At 60.9% G+C, this 20,763-nt stretch carries 13 protein-coding genes; 1 reads left to right on the top strand and 12 read right to left on the bottom strand.

Translation table 11 applies throughout. The annotated features are described in order from the left end of the window. Positions 1 to 51 precede the first annotated feature (51 nt). Both H3H55_RS33465 and H3H55_RS33460 read right to left on the bottom strand, forming a co-directional pair. Positions 52 to 417, bottom strand: coding sequence for a nuclear transport factor 2 family protein (locus H3H55_RS33465; protein WP_193102514.1), 366 nt, complete (start codon positions 415 to 417; stop codon positions 52 to 54). A 49-nt stretch (positions 418 to 466) separates the two neighbouring features. Then, positions 467 to 1,153, bottom strand: a complete 687-nt coding sequence (locus H3H55_RS33460; protein WP_193102513.1) for a glutathione S-transferase family protein — start codon at positions 1,151 to 1,153, stop codon at positions 467 to 469. Positions 1,154 to 1,245: 92 nt separating this feature from the next. On the opposite strand from H3H55_RS33460, the gene H3H55_RS33455 reads away from it, so the two are divergent. Then, positions 1,246 to 2,166, top strand: coding sequence for a LysR family transcriptional regulator (locus tag H3H55_RS33455; RefSeq protein ID WP_193102512.1), 921 nt, complete (start codon positions 1,246 to 1,248; stop codon positions 2,164 to 2,166). 250 nt (positions 2,167 to 2,416) lie between these two features. Here the strand turns inward: H3H55_RS33455 and H3H55_RS33450 are convergent, their stop codons facing one another. The 10 genes from H3H55_RS33450 to H3H55_RS33410 all read right to left on the bottom strand — a co-directional run bounded on the left by H3H55_RS33450 (position 2,417) and on the right by H3H55_RS33410 (position 20,762). Continuing rightward, positions 2,417 to 3,271 carry a peptidyl-prolyl cis-trans isomerase gene (locus tag H3H55_RS33450; protein ID WP_193102511.1) on the bottom strand — a complete coding sequence of 285 codons (855 nt, stop codon included), beginning with the start codon at positions 3,269 to 3,271 and terminating at the stop codon, positions 2,417 to 2,419. Positions 3,272 to 3,366: 95 nt separating this feature from the next. Then, on the bottom strand, positions 3,367 to 5,166 hold the full coding sequence (locus tag H3H55_RS33445) for a ShlB/FhaC/HecB family hemolysin secretion/activation protein (RefSeq protein ID WP_193102510.1): 1,800 nt from the start codon (positions 5,164 to 5,166) through the stop codon (positions 3,367 to 3,369). Positions 5,167 to 5,307: 141 nt separating this feature from the next. Next, complete coding sequence (locus tag H3H55_RS33440) at positions 5,308 to 7,341, bottom strand: filamentous hemagglutinin N-terminal domain-containing protein (protein ID WP_193103095.1); 2,034 nt, start codon at positions 7,339 to 7,341, stop codon at positions 5,308 to 5,310. An 80-nt stretch (positions 7,342 to 7,421) separates the two neighbouring features. Then, positions 7,422 to 8,174 (bottom strand): hypothetical protein, encoded by a 753-nt coding sequence (locus H3H55_RS33435; RefSeq protein ID WP_193102509.1) that lies wholly within the window; start codon positions 8,172 to 8,174, stop codon positions 7,422 to 7,424. A gap of 346 nt (positions 8,175 to 8,520) precedes the next feature. Then, positions 8,521 to 8,730 carry a hypothetical protein gene (locus H3H55_RS33430; RefSeq protein ID WP_226800673.1) on the bottom strand — a complete coding sequence of 70 codons (210 nt, stop codon included), beginning with the start codon at positions 8,728 to 8,730 and terminating at the stop codon, positions 8,521 to 8,523. A gap of 133 nt (positions 8,731 to 8,863) precedes the next feature. Beyond that, positions 8,864 to 9,214 (bottom strand): hypothetical protein, encoded by a 351-nt coding sequence (locus H3H55_RS33425; protein WP_129517433.1) that lies wholly within the window; start codon positions 9,212 to 9,214, stop codon positions 8,864 to 8,866. Between the two features lie 806 nt (positions 9,215 to 10,020). Beyond that, positions 10,021 to 10,350 (bottom strand): colicin immunity protein, encoded by a 330-nt coding sequence (locus H3H55_RS33420; protein ID WP_129517434.1) that lies wholly within the window; start codon positions 10,348 to 10,350, stop codon positions 10,021 to 10,023. Between the two features lie 6 nt (positions 10,351 to 10,356). Continuing rightward, positions 10,357 to 15,801 carry a colicin E5-related ribonuclease gene (locus tag H3H55_RS37710; protein WP_319022350.1) on the bottom strand — a complete coding sequence of 1,815 codons (5,445 nt, stop codon included), beginning with the start codon at positions 15,799 to 15,801 and terminating at the stop codon, positions 10,357 to 10,359. 60 nt (positions 15,802 to 15,861) lie between these two features. Further along, on the bottom strand, positions 15,862 to 18,615 hold the full coding sequence (locus tag H3H55_RS37485; protein WP_319022363.1) for a filamentous hemagglutinin N-terminal domain-containing protein: 2,754 nt from the start codon (positions 18,613 to 18,615) through the stop codon (positions 15,862 to 15,864). A 794-nt stretch (positions 18,616 to 19,409) separates the two neighbouring features. After that, positions 19,410 to 20,762 (bottom strand): TRAP transporter large permease, encoded by a 1,353-nt coding sequence (locus H3H55_RS33410; RefSeq protein WP_048249031.1) that lies wholly within the window; start codon positions 20,760 to 20,762, stop codon positions 19,410 to 19,412. Position 20,763 lies beyond the last annotated feature (1 nt).

Genomic DNA, 20,763 nt, shown 5'->3' with positions numbered 1-20,763 from the left:
CGACGAGCGATTCATTCGACGCGGCGAATAAACCACCCGCCCACCGCACGCCTACGACGGCTCCGAATCGAGGAACACATAGAGCGCGGCAATCTTCCCGTCACGCACGATGATCACGTCCTCGCCCGTATATACGGGCGCTTCGCCACGCAGCCCGGAACCCCACGCGATGCGGCCGGCGTTATGGAGTGCCTGCGGCTTGCCATGCGGCGTGTAGACGAAATGCGGATGCGTTGCGCGCAAATCGCCGGCAAACTTGTCGAGCGCGTCGTGCCCGACGAACGTGCCGGGCGGTACGTAGAGCACACAGTCGTCGGTGTAAAGCGCTTCGATCGCGGCGCGTCGGCGCGCCGCATCGCCCTCGCCGAACACTTCCTGCAGATTGCGGTCGAGCAGTTCATGGATACGGTCGTTCATTTTCGTTCTCCTGATCAAGTAACGTAAATAGTCAGCGCATGCCCTCGCGTTACCGCGCGAGTGCCAGGGTTTTGTCGACGGCGGTGACGACCGCCGGGCGCGCGGCGATTTCGTCGTACCAGCGCGCGACGGCCGGAAAGCGGTCGAGCGACGCGCCGATCGACTGATGGCGCCACACCCAGCCGAAGTGCGCGATGTCCGCGATGCTGTATGCATCGCCGGCCACGTATCGGCTGCGGTCGAGCCCATGCTCGAGCACGCCCAGCGTCCGATCCACTTCCGCCAGCGCGCGCGCTTTCGCGTCCGGTTCCGGCGACGCCTGAATCGCCACCCGGAAGGCCTGCAGGAAAGCCGGGCTCAGCCCCGACGCGTGGAAAAACAGCTGTTCGAACACCTTGCCGCGTTGCGGACCGTCGCTGGGCAGCAGTTGCCCGGTCTTCTCCGCCAGGTACACCAGGATCGCGGCCGACTCGCTCAGCACGATGTCGCCATCGGCATGAGCCGAGCGGTCGACGAGCACCGGCACCTTGGCGTCCGGATTCATCGCCCTGAACGCGTCGGTCTTGTGCTCGCCCCGGCGCAGGTCGACGGGCACGAGCCGATAGTCGACACCCATCTCTTCCAGCGCGATGGGCACCTTGACGCTGTTGGGCGTCGCGAATGCGAAAACTTCCAGCGTGGCCGAATCGGGCTTGCCGGCGGCGACGGCATTCTTTCTTTCGAGTTTGGGTTCCATGATTCATCTCTGTGTTGCGGTGAGACAAATGTATGGCGCCGTGCTATTTTTCGAAATAGAAACGATTGCAAACCATCATTGCAAATATGTCGATGTCGAAACTGCCGGATTTTGAAGGTTTCGCGATGTTCGCGAAGGTCGCCGAAGAAGGCTCGTTCGCCGCTGCCGCGACGGCGATGGGCGTGTCGGTCGCGACGGTTTCGCGCGCCGTGACGCGCCTCGAGGAGCGGCTCGGCGGGCGCCTGTTCAACCGCACGTCGCGACGGCTCGCGCTCACGGATTACGGCCATACGCTGATCGAACGGGCGGCGAAACTCTACGCCGATGCGGAAGACACCGAGGATTTCGCGCGCGAAACGTCGAGCCGGCCGCGCGGCCTCGTGAAGCTGGCCGCGCCGCTGTCGTTCGGCGCGCGCTGGGTTGCGCCACTGCTGCCCGAATTCTTCGAGATCTATCCGGATATCTCCGTCGATCTCCACCTCACCGATACGCATTCCGACCTGATCGGCGAAGGCTTCGACGCCGCACTGCGTATCGCGATCCTCGAAGACTCGTCGCTCGTCGCGCGGCTCATTGCACCGGTTCGCCGGTTCGTCGTAGCGTCGCCGGCTTATCTGTCGCGCCACGGCCGGCCGCGGCATCCGCAGGAGCTCGGCGCCCATCCGTGCCTGACGTACGCGAACCGAAACCAGCGCGACGTGTGGCGCTTCACGCGCCAGGACGGCGAAACGTGCGCGGTCACGCCCGGCGGGATGCTGCGCGGCACCAGCGTGGAAGCGTTGTTGCCGACGGTGCTCGCGGGGCTGGCGATCACCGAGTTGCCCGAGTTCGCCGCGACGCCGTATTTCGCGGACCGGCAGCTTGAACCGATCCTGACCGACTGGCGCCTGCCCGAAGGCGGCCTGTACTTCGTCACGCCGTCTGCGCGCGCACGACCGGCCAAGGTCAGTGCGCTCGCCGATTTCTTTATCGCGAGGCTGGCGACGGCCGAGTGGCGTGCGCCGGCCGGGTGATCGCGCTAGACGCTCATTGCAGGTTCGTGTGCGCCCCCGTCCAGACTTCGATATCGATGCACCGATCGCTGCTGCCACGGCACGTTTCGCTACGGTGTCGTACGCGGCCAGGTAGCCGCGACCGCTCGCAAACGCGCGATTCAGCGCAACGGGCACCGCTCACGCTGAGGTGTTTACAACTTAATTACGGATGCGTGACCGATAGCCGGCCTGCGATTGAGGCGCTGTTGCGACATTCCGTTGGCTACGCTTACTGCTGAATGGTCGCATTCTTCATCAGACCGCCGACGAAATCCACCGTCGCCCTTTCGATCGCCAACGCCTGCAACTGCTGCTGAATCGTCGCCTTCGCCCCATCGAACGACGGCACCTGCGTCGGTCGCTTCGCATCGACCTTGACGATCGCTCGCGGGCCATTTGCGTCATTGCCGACTGCGATTGACTGCGGTGTCACGCCGCCTGCGGGCAACTGCGTGATCGCCTGTGCAACCGCGAGCGGCAATCCTTGCGTATTCCCGTCCGTCACCGGTGTCTTGAAGCTCACCCACGGCAGTTCACCACCTGCCGCGGCAGTCGGCGCCTGGCTGTATTGTCGTGCCAGTGCGTCGAACGACTGCCCCGCTTTCAGGCCGGCCAGCACCGTCGCGGCGGTCGCTGCATCCTTCGTCACGATGATGCGCGGCTTGACCTCTTCCTTGCCGAGCGATGCCACGATCTCCTCGTATCGCGCCTTCACTTGTGCGTCCGTGACGGGTTCGGCTTTCACGTTGTCGCGTACGAAAAGTTGTGTCTCGGCGTTGGATTTTGCAAGCTGCATTGCCGTTTGCACTTCCGGCTTGCTGCCATAGTTCGCCTTTTCTGCCGCTTGCCGAATCAGCACCTGCGCGATCAGCTGGTTCTTGATCGCTTGGCGAAACTGCGGCGTATCGGGCTGGCGGGACGCCTGCAACACCGCATCGACTTCCGCCTTTGTGATCGGCGTGCCGTTCACCGTTGCGACGGCACCAGTCGGCAACGACGAGGATTGTGCGTGCGCCTGGACAGGCAACGCCAATTGCCAGGCAATCGCCGTCGCGACGAGAACGCGGTTGAACGTCATTTGCATGTCTGATGCTCCTGCTTGTATGAAAAGGCACACCGACCTCAGCCGCTGTGCAAAATGTCCGACGCCGCGGGCAACCTGGCCCGCCCCGATACGCCCTAGTAAAACCAGTTCAAGGTGCCGAGCACCAACGTCGCCTTGTTGCCCAGTGCGGCCGGTTGCGTCAGCGCGCGACCGACCAGCACCTCGCCCGACAGCGATTGCTTGCGCCACTGCCATTGCGCACGCAGGCCGGCCCCGATGCCTGCGAGTGTCGGAAAACCCGACGCACCGATCAGGCTTGCTTTGCCGGCGTCGAGAAATACATAGGGCTCGATACGGCCTTCCTTCCACGTCGGCACGTTCACCCACGCGAACTCGTTACGCGAATAAAGACCGCGGTCGCCGGCGATCTCACCCGATCGAAAGCCCCGGATCGTGTCCATGCCGCCAAGATAAAGTTGCTCCGAGCCAAACAGCGCCGTATTCGTGTACTGGCCGCCCAACGCGCCCCGGTACACCAACACCGCCCCATTCAGCCTCGGCAGCGGCAACGTAACCGTCGCTGTCGCATCGAGCTTGGTGAACTGGCTATGCGCGGCGTCGCGCGCGATGCCGTGCTCGTCGTGATTCGCACCGAACCATGGCAGCCCCTGGGATACCCCGCCGTTCACGGTGAAATTTCCCTGCGCGTCGTTCATCACGAACTTGTGCAGCCAGTTGCCGCCAATCCGGAGCACGGCCACCCGCTGCGGATCGAGGTCTGCTCCGTTGATGGTCCGATCGGTGCGACGCCACGACAGTGTCGTGTCGATGCTGGTGATGTCACTCGCGGTCCTGCCGACCAGATAGTTCCAGCCGAAAATATGCGAGAGCGTGCGGCCATAGAGCAGCGCCGTCGAGCCGATCAGTTGCTGATACTCGGAGTCCGCGATCGTGTAGCTGAAGGTATTCCGCCCGAACGGCACGGCGAACGATCCTACCAGCGCGTTGCTGTCCTGACTGTCAAGGAAGTTGACGCTCAACGATTCCTGCAACCCAAGCAGGTTGTTCGCTTCGACACCGGCCCGATAGCGCGTCACCCCGGTTGCCGAACTACCGTAGTTGTCGAGACCGAGATTGAAATACAGCCGGTCACCGGGCTTGTTGTCGATTGCAACGACCGAGTCGCCGGCATTCTGACCCGGCAGGATCTGTATCGCCGCCTGATTGCGGCGCAGACGGTTGATCTGTGCGACGCCTTGATCGATGTCCGACAGACGCAAGGGATCGCCTGGCGACGCCGGGAATGCATTTGCATAGCCGACGTCAGTGAGCCAGCCACCACCCGCCGAAGCTTCGCCGGGTTTGAGCCGATGAATCGGCTGCCCGTTGACGACAAAATCCGCAATGTGGCCGACCTGAATCGTGACCCTGAGCGTGCCGGACGACAGATTCTGCGCGCCGAGCAGCGCGCGAGTCGTCACGTAGCCCGCCGACACGAAGGTATCGGTCAAGCGCTTCAGCAGCACATTGATACGATGCGTACCGAGTTCGTGATTCACAAACTCGGTGACGATGGCATCGAGCTTTGCTCGCGATACGCCGCCGGGTGACTCGAAGGGTTTGCCGTCAGCCGCTTGCAGCACGATCTGATCGACCCGGAATGTCGGGCCGTTTTCGACGATCGCGTCGACCGGTGTCCCGGGCGGGATGTCGAGTGCCGTGCCGAACGGCGGCGGGATCGTCACCGAAGCCGGCGGCTGCTCGAGCTGGCGCTGGCGTGCCTGTTCACGCTGTTGTTCGATGATCAGCTGCGCGGGATCCTGAACCGGTCGGACAGCGGGAGGCACCGTTTGCGCATGCGCCGGCACGTACCATGCGGCGAGGCTCGCGATCAGCAGCGGCAGCTTGTATCGGGGGAAAACGGATGCTTTCATCGTTGTTGTGCGTGCAAAAGCCCGTGAGCCGACGTGGCCCTGCCGGTGGCGCCGCTCATCGACGCCGCAAAGGCGACCGTGACAGCCAGAAAAGCGACGACCGCCACCCCGAGGCGATTTTTTGTTCGATAGTTCATTCGGTTAGCGCCACCACCACGTCGTCAGGCCCAGATGCTGGTCGATTGAAACCGGCGTTCTCGACGGCGCGCGCACGGTGGTGATACCGCCCGCGGCCGTCACACCTTTTCCGCCAGTGAACGAGCCACCGTCGATCACGCCATCGCCGGTCAGGATGACCTGTCCGTTCGCGGAAAATCCGCCGCCGATGTCCATTGCGATCAGCTGCGCCCACGTGCTGCCGAAGAACGCCTTGAAGCCGCGATCCTGATTGATCGCCGAGTATCCGGTCACGCCTTGCGCATAGGCGATCGGCGCATCGACCTTGATGTCACCCGTCGCAAAGACATTACCGCCGACGTTGCGCGCGGTGGTGCCGCTCTTGATCAAGATGTTGCCGCTCGCGTTGGATTGCGAACCGCCACTCGCCTGGATCGTGCCACCGTAGGGCGTGACGTTGCTCGACGCGCTGGCGCGACAGAAGATCCAGCAGCTGCGCGAATAACTCGCCTGCCCCGAGAACACCGCCGCATTCGTGAATGCGTTCTGCGCGGTGATTGAAATATCGCCGCCGGTCGTCTGGATGACACCGCCGGAATTCGTCACGTTACGTCCGGTGATCGTCAACGGCCCACTGGTCGTCGCGAGGTAGGCAAGCTGGTCGGGTCGATTGACGGTGCCGTAGTCGACGTTCACGCCGATCGTCGAATGCGTGAAGAACAAGAAGCTGCCGCCGCGATCCGTATAGGCGGTCGGCTGGCCACCGTTCGTGCCACCCGAGTGGTCGATGGTGTTCAGCACGTCGCCGGCCGCCGTCAGGCTCATGCCGCCGTTCGATGCGATGCGCGCGTTGTCGTTGACGATGTTCCCGCCCGCGGTCAGCGAGGTCTTGCCGTTGGCCGAGAACATGATGCCCTGATTGCTGGCGCTCGATCCGTTGAGGATGTCGCCCGCCGCGTTCAGCGTCAGGTCGCCACCGGCCGGTGTGCCGTTCGCTGTCGTGCCCGCCTGAATCACGCTGCCGACGTTCGTAATGGCGCCGCTGCTCGTCAGGTTGACCGCGTTGTTTGCACTTAGCGTCGACGGCCCCGTCGCATCGTCCGAAAGCGAAATCGAACCGGCGCGTACCGTCGCGTTGTTGCCGGCGTTCAGTTGAGCGCCCTGCAACGATACCGCGCCAGTCGTCGCGACCAATGCGTCGTGAGCGCCGAAGAACTGATTGTCAGCGATCGTGATGTCGCCGGTGGACGTCACCACCGCATCACCCGCGTTCGCGTAGAGCTTGCCGAGACTGCGCACGCCGGCGCCCTGATCGGTGATGATCAGTTCCACGCGCCCGGCCGTCAGCCCGCCGGCGGCCGTAATGTCGACCGCGAGTGCGTTGCTTGCCGCTGCGGGGGAAGACACGCCGATCAGCCAGTCGTGACCGTTGTCGGTCGGCGACATCCCGCCGTTCCAGCTCGTGGTGGTGCTGCCAACAGTGCCGCGGATAAAACTCGGCACGCCGGTCTTGTTGTCGTAGGTATTCGTCACCGGCCCGTTGACGGCCAGTTGTTTCGCGACCAGATCGAGGCCGATAAGATTGCCCGTCAGGCCGCCCGCGCCGATCGTGATCGTGCCGCGATCCGTGTTCAGCACCACGTTGCGCTGCACCGTACCGGGTGCAAGCGTGACGTCGGCAAAGCTCACCTGGCCTGTCGACAGCACGACGTGGCCGGTGTTCGTGAAACTTCCGCCGTCTACTGTCACGCCGTTCGGATTCGCCAGGATGACGTTCGCGCGCGGGCCGAGGACGTTGATGTTGCCCTGGATCAGCGACGGGTTCGTGCTCGTCACCTGGTTGACGATCGTGCGCGCATTGATGCCGACGTTGTTGAGGTCCGCGCCGGCTTTCGAGACGTTGAAGGATGAGTAGGTGTTGTTCGAGACCCCGCCGACTGATGGAGCGATATTGACAGTTTGGCGACCGCCCACGCCCGCCGAAACGGACGTTGCCGTACTACCGTCAGGAACGATGGTCCCGGCAAATACGACGTCCTGCCATGCCGGACATGACATGATTAGCAGTATTGAAAGATGCTTGGCGCGTACGAACCGCTCGATTTCGTTAGCTTTCTTCATGTCATTCCAGTGTTTTCTTACTTCTGGCTGGCACTTGCAGATTCGGTTATCCCTCTGCTTGTCAGCAACGCGGTACGAAACTGCGGCACGAAGCTCATGAGCGCCTCGTCAACGCCCTTGATTGCGTTAGGTAAATCCTTCACTAGATCTGTATAGAAAGGATAGACATAAGGGCCATTTTCCTTGACATCCGAAGCGAAGTTGGAGCCTGTATTTTTATTAACCCCGCCGCTTCCTGATGTTGGGCTTATACGACTTGGAATCGGAAAAAATATATTCTGCGAAAAAATAGGCTCAAATGTTTTTGCCGAAAAAATTCGAATTCGGCTATTAACCGATCTGACATATGGCCAACCTAGTCCATTTGCGCCGTATCCCGTATTAGCCGGTGCAATTAGAATTGCGTCTGCTCCCGAATAGGCCTCACCTTCCAGTTTCGGATGCAACCAATCTCCTGCAATTTTTGGCATACCGGCCCGACCAAGATCGATTTCCGTCACTTGATAGCCTTGCGCTCGCAGCTCGGCCTCCAGTGCCTCGATGTATTTTCGGTTCAGTCCGGTATCACCAAGCTCGCTTTTGACGAGACTGTTGAAATCCTTGTTGGTACGAGTCGATACCGCCGCCGTCCCGCCAGCGATTACCCCTCCGACAGCCGCTGCCAGAAGACTTACCCCTGGAATCGGGACGATTATTGGACCACCCGCCGTAACAGCAAAATATGCGGTTGGCCTCGACACATCGATCGCAATCGTCTTAACCGATGACATTTTCTGCGCATCGAATTCGACTTGAGGTTTCGACGCACATGCGCACATCATGGCTGCAATACAAGCCATTGAAATTATATTAGCTATCCTCATATCACCACGCAGAAAAATCTTTCAAAAAATAACGTCAACTTAAGATCCAAATCAGCCAGCGACGCTTTCGGCAGAACTGCAATCCGGCAAACTACCGCATGGAAAATCAACGATGATTTTCCCTGATCGCAAGCTGGCTTGCATTTGCTGTCGAATCGAAATGCCAATCATCGATATGGCCTATGCCGGCCTTGGTAATGTTGACGCGCGGCTTCACTCGATCAGACTCAGAGCCACCTGTGACAAACAGTCACTAAATGTCAAGAACCCCCACCGTCGCAAGAGCATATCTACCGCTGTCTTCTAGAAACGCCTCCACTTCATAGGCAACCGGTGCGCTGGGATCGCGGAATGCGAGCACAACCGAAACAACCGTTCCAACCGGTAACACGACGACTTCGTGTTCACCGATCGCCATCGCCTCGACTGGTTCCGACAACGAAAACACATCGTTCTCTTTCATAATTTCCACTTTTTCGTCGGAATTCTCGTCGCAAACCGAACGATATCCGAGTTGTCCTTCATGAAAACGAACGTCGTGTTGATGGTCTTTCCGTTCGCGGAGCGACCGAACGCCTTTCAAACAACTGTACAGATCAAGTACCCATCAACTCGAGCGCAATTTCCAGTTTTTCCTTCGCCTCTCGTGAAAGACGCTTTTTTCGAAACGTTGCAATATCGATTGTTTGCAACAGGACATGCTCGTCATCAGATAGTCGACTCCGAGGAATCTCGGCTTTCGCTATCTCGGTGGCGCTAATAAGAATCCAATAGATGTCTTCTGCCTGCTCCGGCAGCCACTGCACAATGAAAGCTCTTTCGAGATTCGGCAAGAAACCTCGGAGCACAAGTCCCAATCCACTCTGGTCTCTTTTTGAGCAGATCTGCTCGGAAGTATGAACAAGTTCTCTTCGAATCAACTCTCTTCTTTCAGAATTTTTCGTCATTTCAGCTTTCCAGGAAACGCCATTACAAGGTTGTCGTACTTGTCGACTATCACAGTCATTGTCGACGTTGACTGGTAGTTATTGATATTACCGGTGCGAACCACCTGTCCGGCATTAACTTACCGGACATAGTTAAGGCTACCGCCACTCTGGATGACCCGGATCACGGAGTCGACACGATACTTTGACTCCGCAGTTAATTTTTAAGATCACTCACGTCAATTGCAAACTGACTGGCATTTACCGTCGAATCAAGATATCAATATGGTCCATGCCGTCGTTGGCTGCATTGATGCGCGACTGTACTCGACCAGGTACAGAGCTGTCCGTGACAACAAGGCTACGAGCCCAGTCCAGGTCTATTGATCAGATCAAGTAATCTCTCGAGTTCTAGCCCGTACTCGTCTGGCTCAAAGGTCGGCAATATGCCTTCCATCATGAACTCTGCATTGATCAGTCCACAAATCACGTCTATCTCGGAGAAGGTCATCCCCCGTATCCAGACTATCGAACGCCGCCGCGTTCTTTCCTGCGTCTTTGACACGTAGGATGCTCACGATTTCCTTTTGACGATCTGTTAGCGCTAGTTTCATTTTCCGACTCCTGCTGCACTTGTTCCCCATGTAGTGACCACATTGCCTTGTGGATTGACCACCACGATTTCGTTCTGCCTCAAAATGCCAGTCGTCAATATGGCCTATTCCGGCCGTGGCAATGTTGACGCGAGGCTGCACTCGATCAAGCCCGGAGCTGTCTGTGACAAATAATAACGGCGCCGACACTGGTTAGTCCGCTCTCCATCCAACTCACCAGCCTGTTATCCTTGGGGCCGTCACAACAAAGGCGTCATGCGCTTGACTCTCTGATCGAATGAATTTTGCGGCTGTTAGATTGTTTTGTTCCGCGACACGCACGTCAACGGGGGGATCAACTCCGTCCCAAATGCAATCGAGCCTCGCTTCGAATCCGGGAGAACGCCAAATACCGCCCTCAATTCGAGCAACAACCAAACCATGTTGGGCGGCACGCTCACAAACTGCAATTGCTGCATCGACAGACAACTTCATCACAACGCTTCCACCGAACGTGAAAAAGTCATCCGACGAATCATAGCGTCGTTGGAGATCAATTTTCATCGCGCCTCACTTCCACTTAATTCGACTATCGGGAATCCAGCCCGGATCGTTCTTACCACTCACCTGTACGACTTCTCCGGTCCGGTCATTGACCACAACGTAACCGTTCTTCGAACCATACACTGAAGCGGGGTCATTTCTCGGCAGCCCATCTGGAGTTTTTCCCGCTGAGCGGTTATCCATCGTCGTTCCGACAGGCCCCTCGCTAACGACCGTTTGCACATCTTTCTGCGTCCAACCCCGCGCCTCAAGCTGACCACCGATCTTGCTGTCGATAGTAATCTTGCCCGTGTTTGTGGCTCCCCCCGGATTCGTTGAAGCACTTTCATTGCCGTCGCCGCTACTGCTTGACTGAATCGGTGTGCCGGCAGGCGCGATCAACGGTGGCGTCGACACAATCGTACCGTAGGGGCCGGGCAGCGCGACCGGCGGCGTCACCACCGCTCCGGCGGTCCCGCTCGTATTGTCGTTGCTGCCTCCTCCTGAAAGTTGATTATTGGCATCGGTCGGCGGCGTCTTTCCACCATAATCCCGCTGCATGTTGCCAACAAGCTGGTTCTTCCAGTCCGTCATCGAACCAATCGGGTCACCATAGGTGTTGCTGAGCCAAGTCAAGAATGCATTCTTAGCGCGCGTCGCAATGCCACCGGTTTGCGCCGCGTTAGCAGCATGTGGATCGGTGTTGTTCATCACTTCGTTCTGCGCAGCGGTCATCGCGCCGTTGACGTTCTGACCGGCAAGCCCGGCAATCCCGCCACCTGCCCACGTCGCGAATACTGCGAGTACTGCTTGCTGCCCCTGATCGAGCGGTGCCCCCGTCGGATCAATCTCCTTCAGAACGTCGGGAGAAAGCGCAGCACTGACCGCTCCGCCAATCGCCCCGCCACCACACCCTTGCCCGGCAGCAGCTCCAGAAGCACATCCCAACGCTGCGTGAAGAGCGATATACGCGGCTTCGCCAGCAACCGGTCCCAGATCTTTCAGGAGCCCATCTTTTGCATTGCCGATACCAAACGCCACGACCGCTCCCGCATTCGATATCGCACTATTGCGCAGATTCGTGAGAAAGCTTCCGCCCTGAATCCCGGTCTGTATGCTTGCTTGAAGCACCGTCTCAGCAGCAAGCGCAGTGAACGCGGTCGGCAGCGAACCGGCTGCTGCACCCGCCTGCGGCACGAGCGTATTGCCCACCGATTGCACGCCCGCGAGCGCCGCAAGGCTGTTTTGCGAGGCATTCCACGACCAGCCCAAGCTACCGTTGTCAAACGTAATGCCATTCGTCAGGCCAGCCGTCAGTGCAGCGACACCGCCAGTCTCAAGCACCTTCCCGGCACTGAACGAGCCTCCGCTGTTCAACTGGCTCATCGTGCTGTTCATCATGCCGGCAAATGCGGCCGACAACGCGATGTTCGCCGTGCCTGCGCCAACCGCCGCCGCCGTCGTTATGGTCACCTCGGTCGCGCCAACGGCTATCGTCGTCGTTGTCGCCGGCACTGCCGCGGCAAAGGTCGTTCCCGCCGATGCAGACGCCGCCGCGCCAATTGCTCCTGACGCCGCCATCCCCCCCATGATCGACAACCCGACGATCACGCCCGTCATGAAGACCTGGTCGTACCACGCATCGCCATCAACAGCTTGGGTATCGAGATGGTCGGTGACGGTCTGTTGCGTGAAGTTGCCGCCGAGTTGGTTCTTCAGATTCGCCAGCATCGCTTGCGTGCCGGCGGTGTCGACAGCGCCGTCTGCGCCGGTTTTCTGGAGCGCCCCGCCGATCTGCGTCAGGCTCTGCACATTCAGGTCGTAGTTCGCGGCCGACATGAAACCGCCCTGCTGCGCGACCGTACCCGTCGTGCGCAGGAATACCCCTTCGTCGCCAATCTGGTAAATCGTCCCGACGTTCGTCGAACGCTGTTCGTTCGTGAGACTGCCGGTGTTGACCGCCAGGTTTTGCGCCGTGACGGTGCCGGTGTTGAGAATGCTGTTCGCGTAATTCAGCGTGACGTTCGTGCCGGTGATCTGGCCGTCCGCGTTCACGGCCGCGTAGTTCTTCGGCAGCAAGACCTCGGGCATCAATGCCTGCACCGTCGGGCAGGACGCGCCACCGGATGCCTGACAGCCCGGTTCCGGTACCGCTTGCTGCACGTACCAGAGCATCGGCGCATTGATCTGCGCGAGCTGCGCGTCGCTCAGCTGCGTACCGAGCGCGATATTGTTCTGCTTTGCGTATTCGAGCGCCGCGCCATACAGCGCCGCCTTGTCCTGATTGTTGATCGACGCCTGGCTCGTGCTGTCGGTCGCGCTCGACGTGCTGTAGAAGCTGTTCTTGCCGGTTGCCTGCAGCGCGGCTCGCTCGATCTGCTGATTCTCCGTGTACGGGTCGTAATAGAACGGCACGCTACCCGGCTGCAGGTTGGCCGGCAGATTGGCAATCAGCGATGCCGACGAAAGCGAGTCGACCACCTGCGCCGCCGGGTTGCTCGTCAGATACGACACCGTCACCGTTTGACCGGACAGCGTCTGGACCGACGTGTTGGCCGGCGTATTCACGCCCGTCACGATCGGCGCCGTCGGCTTGCCCACCGTTTGCGCGCCGATCGGCGTATTGGGCGGCAGGCCCGTCATGCCGGTGACCGACGTGGGACGCCCATCCTGGTTGGTCACCAACCCGGCCTGGTTGACCGCAGCAGCCACCGAGGTCGGCAGCGTCGGCGGCGCCAGCGAAATCACCTGCCCCGAGACGACGGGCGGCGGCGTGAAGACGTTCGGGTTCGTGATCCCGTTGACGAGCGTCGAACCCGTCAGCTTGATCGTCTGCCCGATCACGTTGCCGGTGTTGTTCAGCGTCGGTGAACGGACGCTCAGATTGCCCGCCTGAATCGTTCCGGGCACGAAATCCGGCAGCCCGACGTTCGAAGGCAGGCCCGAAGCCGCTTGCGCATCACCCAGACTGAACGCGCCGCCGTACAGATTCTGGCAATCCGAGGCCATGCCGAGACAGCCCCACGTGCGCGTACCGCCCGGATCGCCGGTCCAGTACGCGCGCAGGTACTGGTTGTCGCTCGCTGCGCTCGTCGACGCGATGATCGTCGCGGTGTTCAGCGCAGTCACGAGACTGCCGGTATTGCTGAACGTCCCTGCCGTGATCGAAAGAGTGTTGTTGGCCGTGATCGTCGACGGACTGGCCGACTGCACCTGGATATACGCTTCGCAGTTCTGTCCGCAGCCGGTGTACGGAGACGCCGAGCCATAGTTCTGGTGAACCGCCACCGGTGCGGCAATCGTGTTCGTCACGCTCGCCGCGTTGATTTCCACGTTGTTGCCCGCTTCGATCGCGGCCGACGTGTTCGTCACACTCGCAGCCTGCGTCGGATTCGCCGCGGTCGTACCCGCGCCGCCGATGACGACATCGTTTTTCGCGACCAGATTGCCGTACGTGTTCGCGACCTGGTTCGCGGCAATCACGATGTCGTGACCGGCCGTGACATTGCTGTTGGTCTGCTGATAACCGTACGTTTCCGAATTCGGGTTGGTCGTCCTCAGTGAACCGCAGCCCGAGTTCGAGACCCCCGACGCGCAGCCTGCCGTTACCGCTTTCGAACCGACATTCGATCCCTGGTTCGTAAAGCTTGCCGCCTGAATATTGACGTCGTTGCCCGCTGCCAGCGTGCCGGTGTTGGTCAGGTTGCCGCCTGACAGATTCAGGTTGTTGCCGGCAAGGACTTGCCCGACAGCAGCTTGCTTCGTCACGCTGGACGAGACCGTTTCCAGCTGCACGGTGCCGGGTGCGCTGATCGTATACGTGGCGGGCGGTGTCGGCGTACCCACCAGACAATACCCGCCCTGGCACTGGTATGTGCCACTCGGGTTGGCCGTCCCGGCCACGCCGATCGGACCGGACTTCTGCAAAGCCTGCAACGACGTCAGGAATGCGTTCAACGATGCCGAATCGACAGAATCCGTGACCGTTGAGGTAAAGCTCGAGCCGCCGTTCCGGAGCTGCTGCACGTTCACGTTGGCGTCATGACCCGCACTGACGACACCGCTCTGGTTGTTGAGCGTGTTGGCGGTCAGGCTGAGGTCGTGGCCGGCCGCGATAGTCGATGACGTAACGGTCGCACCGGTCGACGTCGTGGTCTCGGTGACGGTCGGCAAGGTCAGGGTCTGGACTGTCGTGGCACCCGCAACCGGTGTCGACGGCGGCACGACTACCCAGATCGCACCTTTGGGGGCATTACTCGTGGGCACCAGCGCAAACTGGACCGTTCCTGACGACGCGACCGGCGACGACGGGTCTCCCCATCCCTGATAGGTCAAGCGATTCACCTGCGTCGACCAGACCGTTTGATTGGTCGGCTGTTCACCGCCGGGCGACAGAAGCCCGCCGAGCGTCGCCGGCAGCGTTGCCTGCGAAAGCGTCAGCGTGCCGCCATCCTTGCCCAGGTTGTAAATCGCATAGACCAGTTCCGTACCGATCGACGTGGCCATCAGCAGCCCCGGATTGTCGACCGTCTTCGTCGTCGTGGTCGTGGTGACTGCGGCCGCCGCGGAGTTGTTGACGTTGTTTGCGGTAATCGACAGGTCGTTCGTCGCCGTCAGCGTACCGCCGGCATTCCCGAGATCGCCGGACAGGCTGATCGTGGCATTGCCGCTTCCTGCCGGGCTGCTTGCGTTTCCAGCCCTGGTAGTGCCGCCGGAATTGTCGTAGCTTGCACCGGTGATCGCGAGCATATTGGCGGCCTGCACCGTGCCGGCGTTCGTCCCCGACCCGTTCAACGTAAAAGCGTTGTTTGCGGTCACCGTACCGCTGGCCGCGTTCGCCAGCGATCCGTCAATCGTCAGGTCGTTTCCGTTTATCGCACCGCTATTGCCGACTGCACCGTTCAGCGTCAACGAGCCCGTGCCCTGATTGATCGTGCCGGCATTGTTGATCCCTTGCGCAGCCGAGACCGTCACTGCCGTCGCCGGCAGCGTCCAGGTGCCCGAATTGTTCACTGACGATGCGGACAGGTTCAAACCATAGCCGCCGTTGACCGTCCCGTAACTGGCTGCCGATGGATCGAGCGACTGATTCGGCAAAGCGAGCGTCGCGACGTTCTGCGCGAGGATTTTGCCGTTCGTATTGTCGAAGGACCCGTTGCCACCCGTGACCGTCACGGTGGTGTTGCCCGTCGCCGCGGTCGAATTATTGACGTCGCCCGCGAAGATCAGTCCCGTGTTGCCCAGGCTGTTCGTCGTCAGGTTCAGCGTGTTCGTCGCCATCAACGCGCCGGCGTTGGTCGTCGCGTTGCCGATGTTGAAATTCGCGGTCGGGGCGTAGATCGAACCGCTGTTGCTCAGATTCGCGGCGTTGAAGGTCGCCGTTTTCAGCGACGACAGGCTGCCCGTGTTCGTGACCGTCGAACCCGATACGCTCAGGTTGCCGCCGGCCATCTGCGTGCCGACGTTCGACACCGTGCCACCATTCAGGCTCGCGTCGCCCTTGAACGCGGCCGTGCCGCCCGTCGTGACGCTCTACGAACCGGTGATTTGTGTGGTGCCGCCGACAACCGCGTTCGCGGTCGTCACATTCGCCCCGCTCAGGGTCGCGTTGCCGTTCACCGACAGCGCCGGCGCGTTCGCGTCGAATGCCGCATTGAGCTGACCGGCGGACATATCGAGGTTGTTCGTCGCCGTGGCCGCCAGGTTGCCGCCGATCGAAACGCCTTGCGTCGTGATGTTCGTCGCCGTCAGCGTCCCGTCCTTCGACACGGTCGTCTGGCCGTTCAAGGTCAGATTCCGGCCTGCGTTCAGATTCGCGTTCCCGGCCGCCGAGATGGGCCCCGAGGCCGTCACGTTGCCGCCCTTCGCGTTCACGCTCAGGTCGCCGAGGCTCGTCACACTGCCTTGCATCACGGCATCGGTGCCGGCTGTGATCGTCGTTGCGCCACCGGACAGCGCATTACCTGCGAGCGTCGCGCTGCCGTTCGTCGCCGTCAGCGTGTTCGTACCCACCGCCGTTGCGGCGCCGACGCTCAGATTGTTCGCAGCCGTTGCGTTGAGGTTGTTCCCGTTCTGGATCGCGCCGCTGATGCCGATGTTGTTGCCCGCATTCAGCGTCGTGTCGTTCGCGACGTTGACCGAACCCGACCCGTTGATGTCGCGCCCGGCCGACACGTTCGCATTGCCGGTGTTGTTCACCGACAGGCCGCCGTTCAGATTCGCGTCGCGACCGGCCGAGATCGTCGTGCTCTGGCCGGTCTGCACGGTGCCGGCGACGGTCGCATCCTGCGCCGCGTTGATGTTCACGGCGCCTGGCGTCGATACCGCTCCGGCGACCGAGACACTACCCGCGCTCGAGCCGATCGATGCGTTGCCGCCGCTATAGACCGTACCGCCCAGGCTGACGCCCTGCTGCCCCGTCGCGTTCAAACCACCGACCGACACGACGTTACCAGCCGTGCTCAGGGTCCCGCCGTTCGCTGCGAGCGTCATGTCGCCAGTCGACGCGGCGCTGCCGTTCACTTGTGTGCTGCCGCCCGACGTGACGCTCAGATTGCCGCCACTCGTGACGTTGCCACCCAAGGTCGTGTTCTGTGCTGCCTGGATCGTCACCGCGCCCGGTGCAGTTACCGTCCCGCCAAAACCGGCGTTCGCGCCGGCCTTTGCCGTGATCGTCGTGCCGCTCTGCACCGCACCGTTCAGCCCGATCGACTGCCCGGCGTTCAGGTTGATGGCGCCTTGCGACGACGAAACATTGCCTTGACCCGAGATCGCGCCGGCTTGCGCGGTGATCGACACCGGACCTTGCGCCTGCGTCGTGCCGTTGATGGCTCCGTTCTGGCCGGCCGTTACGGTTGCCGCCCCGTTCGATTGCAGATTGCCGTTCACGGCTGCCGAGCCTGTCGTCGCCGTGAGGTTCGTATCGCCGACCGACGTCACCGCGCCGTTCACGGTCGCATTACGGGCACCCGTCAGCGCGACCGTGCTGCCGCCCTGTACGGCACCGTTCACGGTCAGATCACGTCCGGCCTGCGCCGAGATCGTGCCGGGCGCGCTCAGCCCACCGACTGTCAGGTCACCGTTCGTCGTCTGCAATGCAACATCGTGCGCGGACAGTGAGCCGATCGACATCGACTGCACGGCAGTCAGGTTCGCCGCACCGTTTGCGGCAACCGACGCAACGGTCAAATTGCCGCCCGCATTCATCGACACGTTCTGGCCGGCAGACACCGAGCCGGTTGCGTTGATGTCGCCGTTTGCGCTGACCGTATAGTTCTGGTTCGCGAGGCCGGTGCCGGTAATGGTCGTCGTGCCCGTGCTCGTCAAATTCACGTTCTGGCTGGCAAACGTTTGACCGACCGTGACGTCGCCATTCGAATTGACCACGACGTTACCCGCCGTTGCCGTGAGCGGGCCTTGCATGTTGGCACCGAGACCCGCTGCGGTCTGCACGATATAGACTTGTCCAGCAGTAACCGATCCAAACTGGTTCGCATCAATTGCCAGGCCGTTCGGCGTCTGAATGGCGGTAACGTTGTTCGGCAGGCCGTTACCGGCAGTACCGTATGCGGTGCCCGCGCTGCCCGTCGTGGTTGGTGTGACGAGCTGGTTACCGGTAACGACGTTGATGCGTTGATCGGCCCGAATGGGCGCCGCAAGCGTGACCGTTTGCCCGATCAGATCGATATTTCCGACGGTCCCTTCTATCCCCGCACCCGGACCGTTAACGCCAGCCGGTCCGTTGATCGAGATGTTGCCGGATCGGACGTCATACGCGACCGCACCCGCGTGCGCGAAATCGGTCGGCGTGCCGCCAACACCTGTGATGAATTGCGGCGTGCCCGTGGTCAACGTGAGATTCGGGATATTCGTGAGCGACAGACCGTTTGCCGATATCCCGCCGGGAGCCGCGATCACGATCGGGGCCGCAGCACCGAACGTCTCGAGCGGCCCATTCAACACCGCGATATTGTTCGAGGTGACCTGGTTGATAATCAACGACGCAGGTCGGCCATTCAAATTCGGGTTCGCGCCAAGCGAGCCGCCGAGCAGCGGAGTCCCTGCGATCGTGCTGTTGTTCAGCACGAGACCTTCGGGTCCCACGTTGAACGACTGATATTGCCCGAGACTCACGCCATTGGAATTCGGCGCGGGGATATTGACAGCGGGAACGCCCGTGCTGGTGGCAGTCACCGTCGGCTGAAACGGGATCGGCGCACGCGGATCGATGATCGGCGCAGCATGCGCAGTTTGGTCGGCGAGAAGCAACGCCGGGCTGAGATACATCACGACCGACATAACCCAGGCGGTCGCCTTGACCCAAAGCGCATGCTCTTCGCTTTTCAGCGAAGCCTGACTGAAGATAATCTTCTGCTTGGCCGCTCCCCGTTGAACGTGCCGAGTTTCTATCTCGCGCATCATGCGGCGCATGGTTGGTCTCACCCGGAATTTTCGAAAGATACTCGCACAGCCAAAACCGAACGATGGTCAACAATTGTCATGGCTTAGACTGCCGATGCATCAGCGCTTATAAACGACATCGAATCTGTTTTTTTATTAAACTTCGACGAGGATGCAGCCAGATCGATGTCAAGTCACTCGATTATTTTTTGAGATTTCTTATTCGAGAAACGGTCGGATCTCGACCAACAAGCATCGAAGCCCCGACTGTCAAGGCTCTCATGGCGACGGCGCAGAACAGGTTGACGGCTGAGTCAGTGACACCAACCGCAAAAAAAGGTTAAAGACTGTTTCCGTCAACTGAAACTCGCTGACGAATAATGCTCTATTGAGAAGTAATCGTTGCTCACAACAGAACATAGCGCGGAAAAAGCATTCAATCAATGCGTGGAATGCCCGGGATTAACTGTGCACGCTGCTGGATGCTGTTGACGCGCACTTGACTTTCGCTTAGTGCGAGCGAGGCGGTCGATGCCCATTTCGGTCCGGGCATATGTTTGAACTTGCTGCAGACGATTTGCGCCGCATCACCGCGTAGTCAATACGTGAAAGTAACCGCAAATACAAAAACGGCGCCGGACAACCTGAGTCGTCCGGCGCCGCGACGGGGAAGCGCGCGATCAGAACACCGCGTGCCCGCTGATGACACTCGGCAGCCAGGTCGAGAAGAACGGCAGGTAGGTCACGATATTGATCGCACTGAAGATCGCGAGGTAATACGGCCACGCCATCTTCGTGGTCTCGCCGATCGACACGTTGCCGATCGCGCATCCGACGAACTGCACCGACCCGATCGGCGGGTGCACGAGGCCGAGCGAGCAGTTCAGCAGCAGCATGATCCCGAACTGCACCGGCCCGACGCCGCACGCCATCGCGATCGGCAGGAACAGCGGCGTCGTGATCAGGATGTGCGCGGCCATGTCGACGAACGTGCCGAGGAACACCTGGATGATGTTGATGTACAGCAGCATCAGCCACGGCGCAGCAGTCGACTGCTTCAGCAGCCCTTCGATCGCATCCGGAATCTCCAGGTACGACATCTGGAAGCGCAGCATGTTGGACACCGCGATCAGCAGCAGCACGACGCCCGTCGTGCGCGCCGCATGCGACAGCGCGCGGCGCAGCTTCGCGACCGTCAGCGTCCGGTAGACGATCGCGGTCAGCACGAGCGAGTACACGACGGCGATCGCGGCCGCTTCCGTCGCGGTCGCAATCCCCTTCGCGACGCACACGAGAATGATCGCGATCACCATCAGCCCGGGCACCGCACCGACGAAGCTGCGCAGCACCGCATACCAGCCGGGAAACGCGGGCAGCGCGGACGAGCCGTCTTCGCGGCGCGGATAGCCGTGACGCACGGCCTGCCAGTACGCGGCGGCAAGCACGAAGCCCATCACCCACAACACCGGCAGCAGCCCCGAGAACAGCAGGTCGCCGATCGACACGCCGCTCACCGGCTGGCCGTGCAGCATCCCCGTGATCCCCTGCGCGGCGAACGCGTAGATGATCATGTTGGTCGACGTCGGCATCAGCGCGCCGGCGAGCGATGCATGCGTCGTCACGTTGACCGCGTATGCGGCGCTATAGCCTTCGCGCTTCATCAGCGGGATCACCACGCCGCCCATCGCCGACGTATCGGCGGTCGGCGAACCCGACACGCCGCCGAACAGCGTACAGGCGACGACGTTCGCCATCCCGAGGCCGCCGCGGAAATGGCCGACGGTCGCCTGCGCGAAGCGCAGGATCCGGTCCGCGATGCCGCCGTGCAGCATCAGTTCGCCGGAGAAGATGAAGAACGGCACCGCGAGGAACGAGAATGCGTTCATCCCCGAGACCATTGCCTGCATCGCGGTCGCGATCGGCAGGCCTTCGACCATATAGGTCAGCACGCAGGCTATCCCGAGCGCGAACGACACGGGCACGCCGAGCACAAGAAAAATCAGAAAACTGACGGACAGGATCGCGAGTTCCATG

The organism is Burkholderia sp. Z1 (assembly GCF_014893795.1).
Classification (GTDB): Bacteria; Pseudomonadota; Gammaproteobacteria; order Burkholderiales; family Burkholderiaceae; genus Burkholderia; species Burkholderia theae.
This window is presented reverse-complemented; position numbering and strand designations above follow the sequence as displayed.

Coding starts and splice junctions, on each gene's coding strand:
- H3H55_RS33465 (WP_193102514.1), bottom strand. CDS start 417: ATGAACGACCGTATCCATGAACTGCTCGACCGCAATCTGCAGGAAGTG.
- H3H55_RS33460 (WP_193102513.1), bottom strand. CDS start 1,153: ATGGAACCCAAACTCGAAAGAAAGAATGCCGTCGCCGCCGGCAAGCCC.
- H3H55_RS33455 (WP_193102512.1), top strand. CDS start 1,246: ATGTCGAAACTGCCGGATTTTGAAGGTTTCGCGATGTTCGCGAAGGTC.
- H3H55_RS33450 (WP_193102511.1), bottom strand. CDS start 3,271: ATGCAAATGACGTTCAACCGCGTTCTCGTCGCGACGGCGATTGCCTGG.
- H3H55_RS33445 (WP_193102510.1), bottom strand. CDS start 5,166: ATGAAAGCATCCGTTTTCCCCCGATACAAGCTGCCGCTGCTGATCGCG.
- H3H55_RS33440 (WP_193103095.1), bottom strand. CDS start 7,341: ATGTCATGTCCGGCATGGCAGGACGTCGTATTTGCCGGGACCATCGTT.
- H3H55_RS33435 (WP_193102509.1), bottom strand. CDS start 8,174: ATGTCATCGGTTAAGACGATTGCGATCGATGTGTCGAGGCCAACCGCA.
- H3H55_RS33430 (WP_226800673.1), bottom strand. CDS start 8,730: ATGAAAGAGAACGATGTGTTTTCGTTGTCGGAACCAGTCGAGGCGATG.
- H3H55_RS33425 (WP_129517433.1), bottom strand. CDS start 9,214: ATGACGAAAAATTCTGAAAGAAGAGAGTTGATTCGAAGAGAACTTGTT.
- H3H55_RS33420 (WP_129517434.1), bottom strand. CDS start 10,350: ATGAAAATTGATCTCCAACGACGCTATGATTCGTCGGATGACTTTTTC.
- H3H55_RS37485 (WP_319022363.1), bottom strand. CDS start 18,615: ATGTATCTCAGCCCGGCGTTGCTTCTCGCCGACCAAACTGCGCATGCT.
- H3H55_RS33410 (WP_048249031.1), bottom strand. CDS start 20,762: ATGGAACTCGCGATCCTGTCCGTCAGTTTTCTGATTTTTCTTGTGCTC.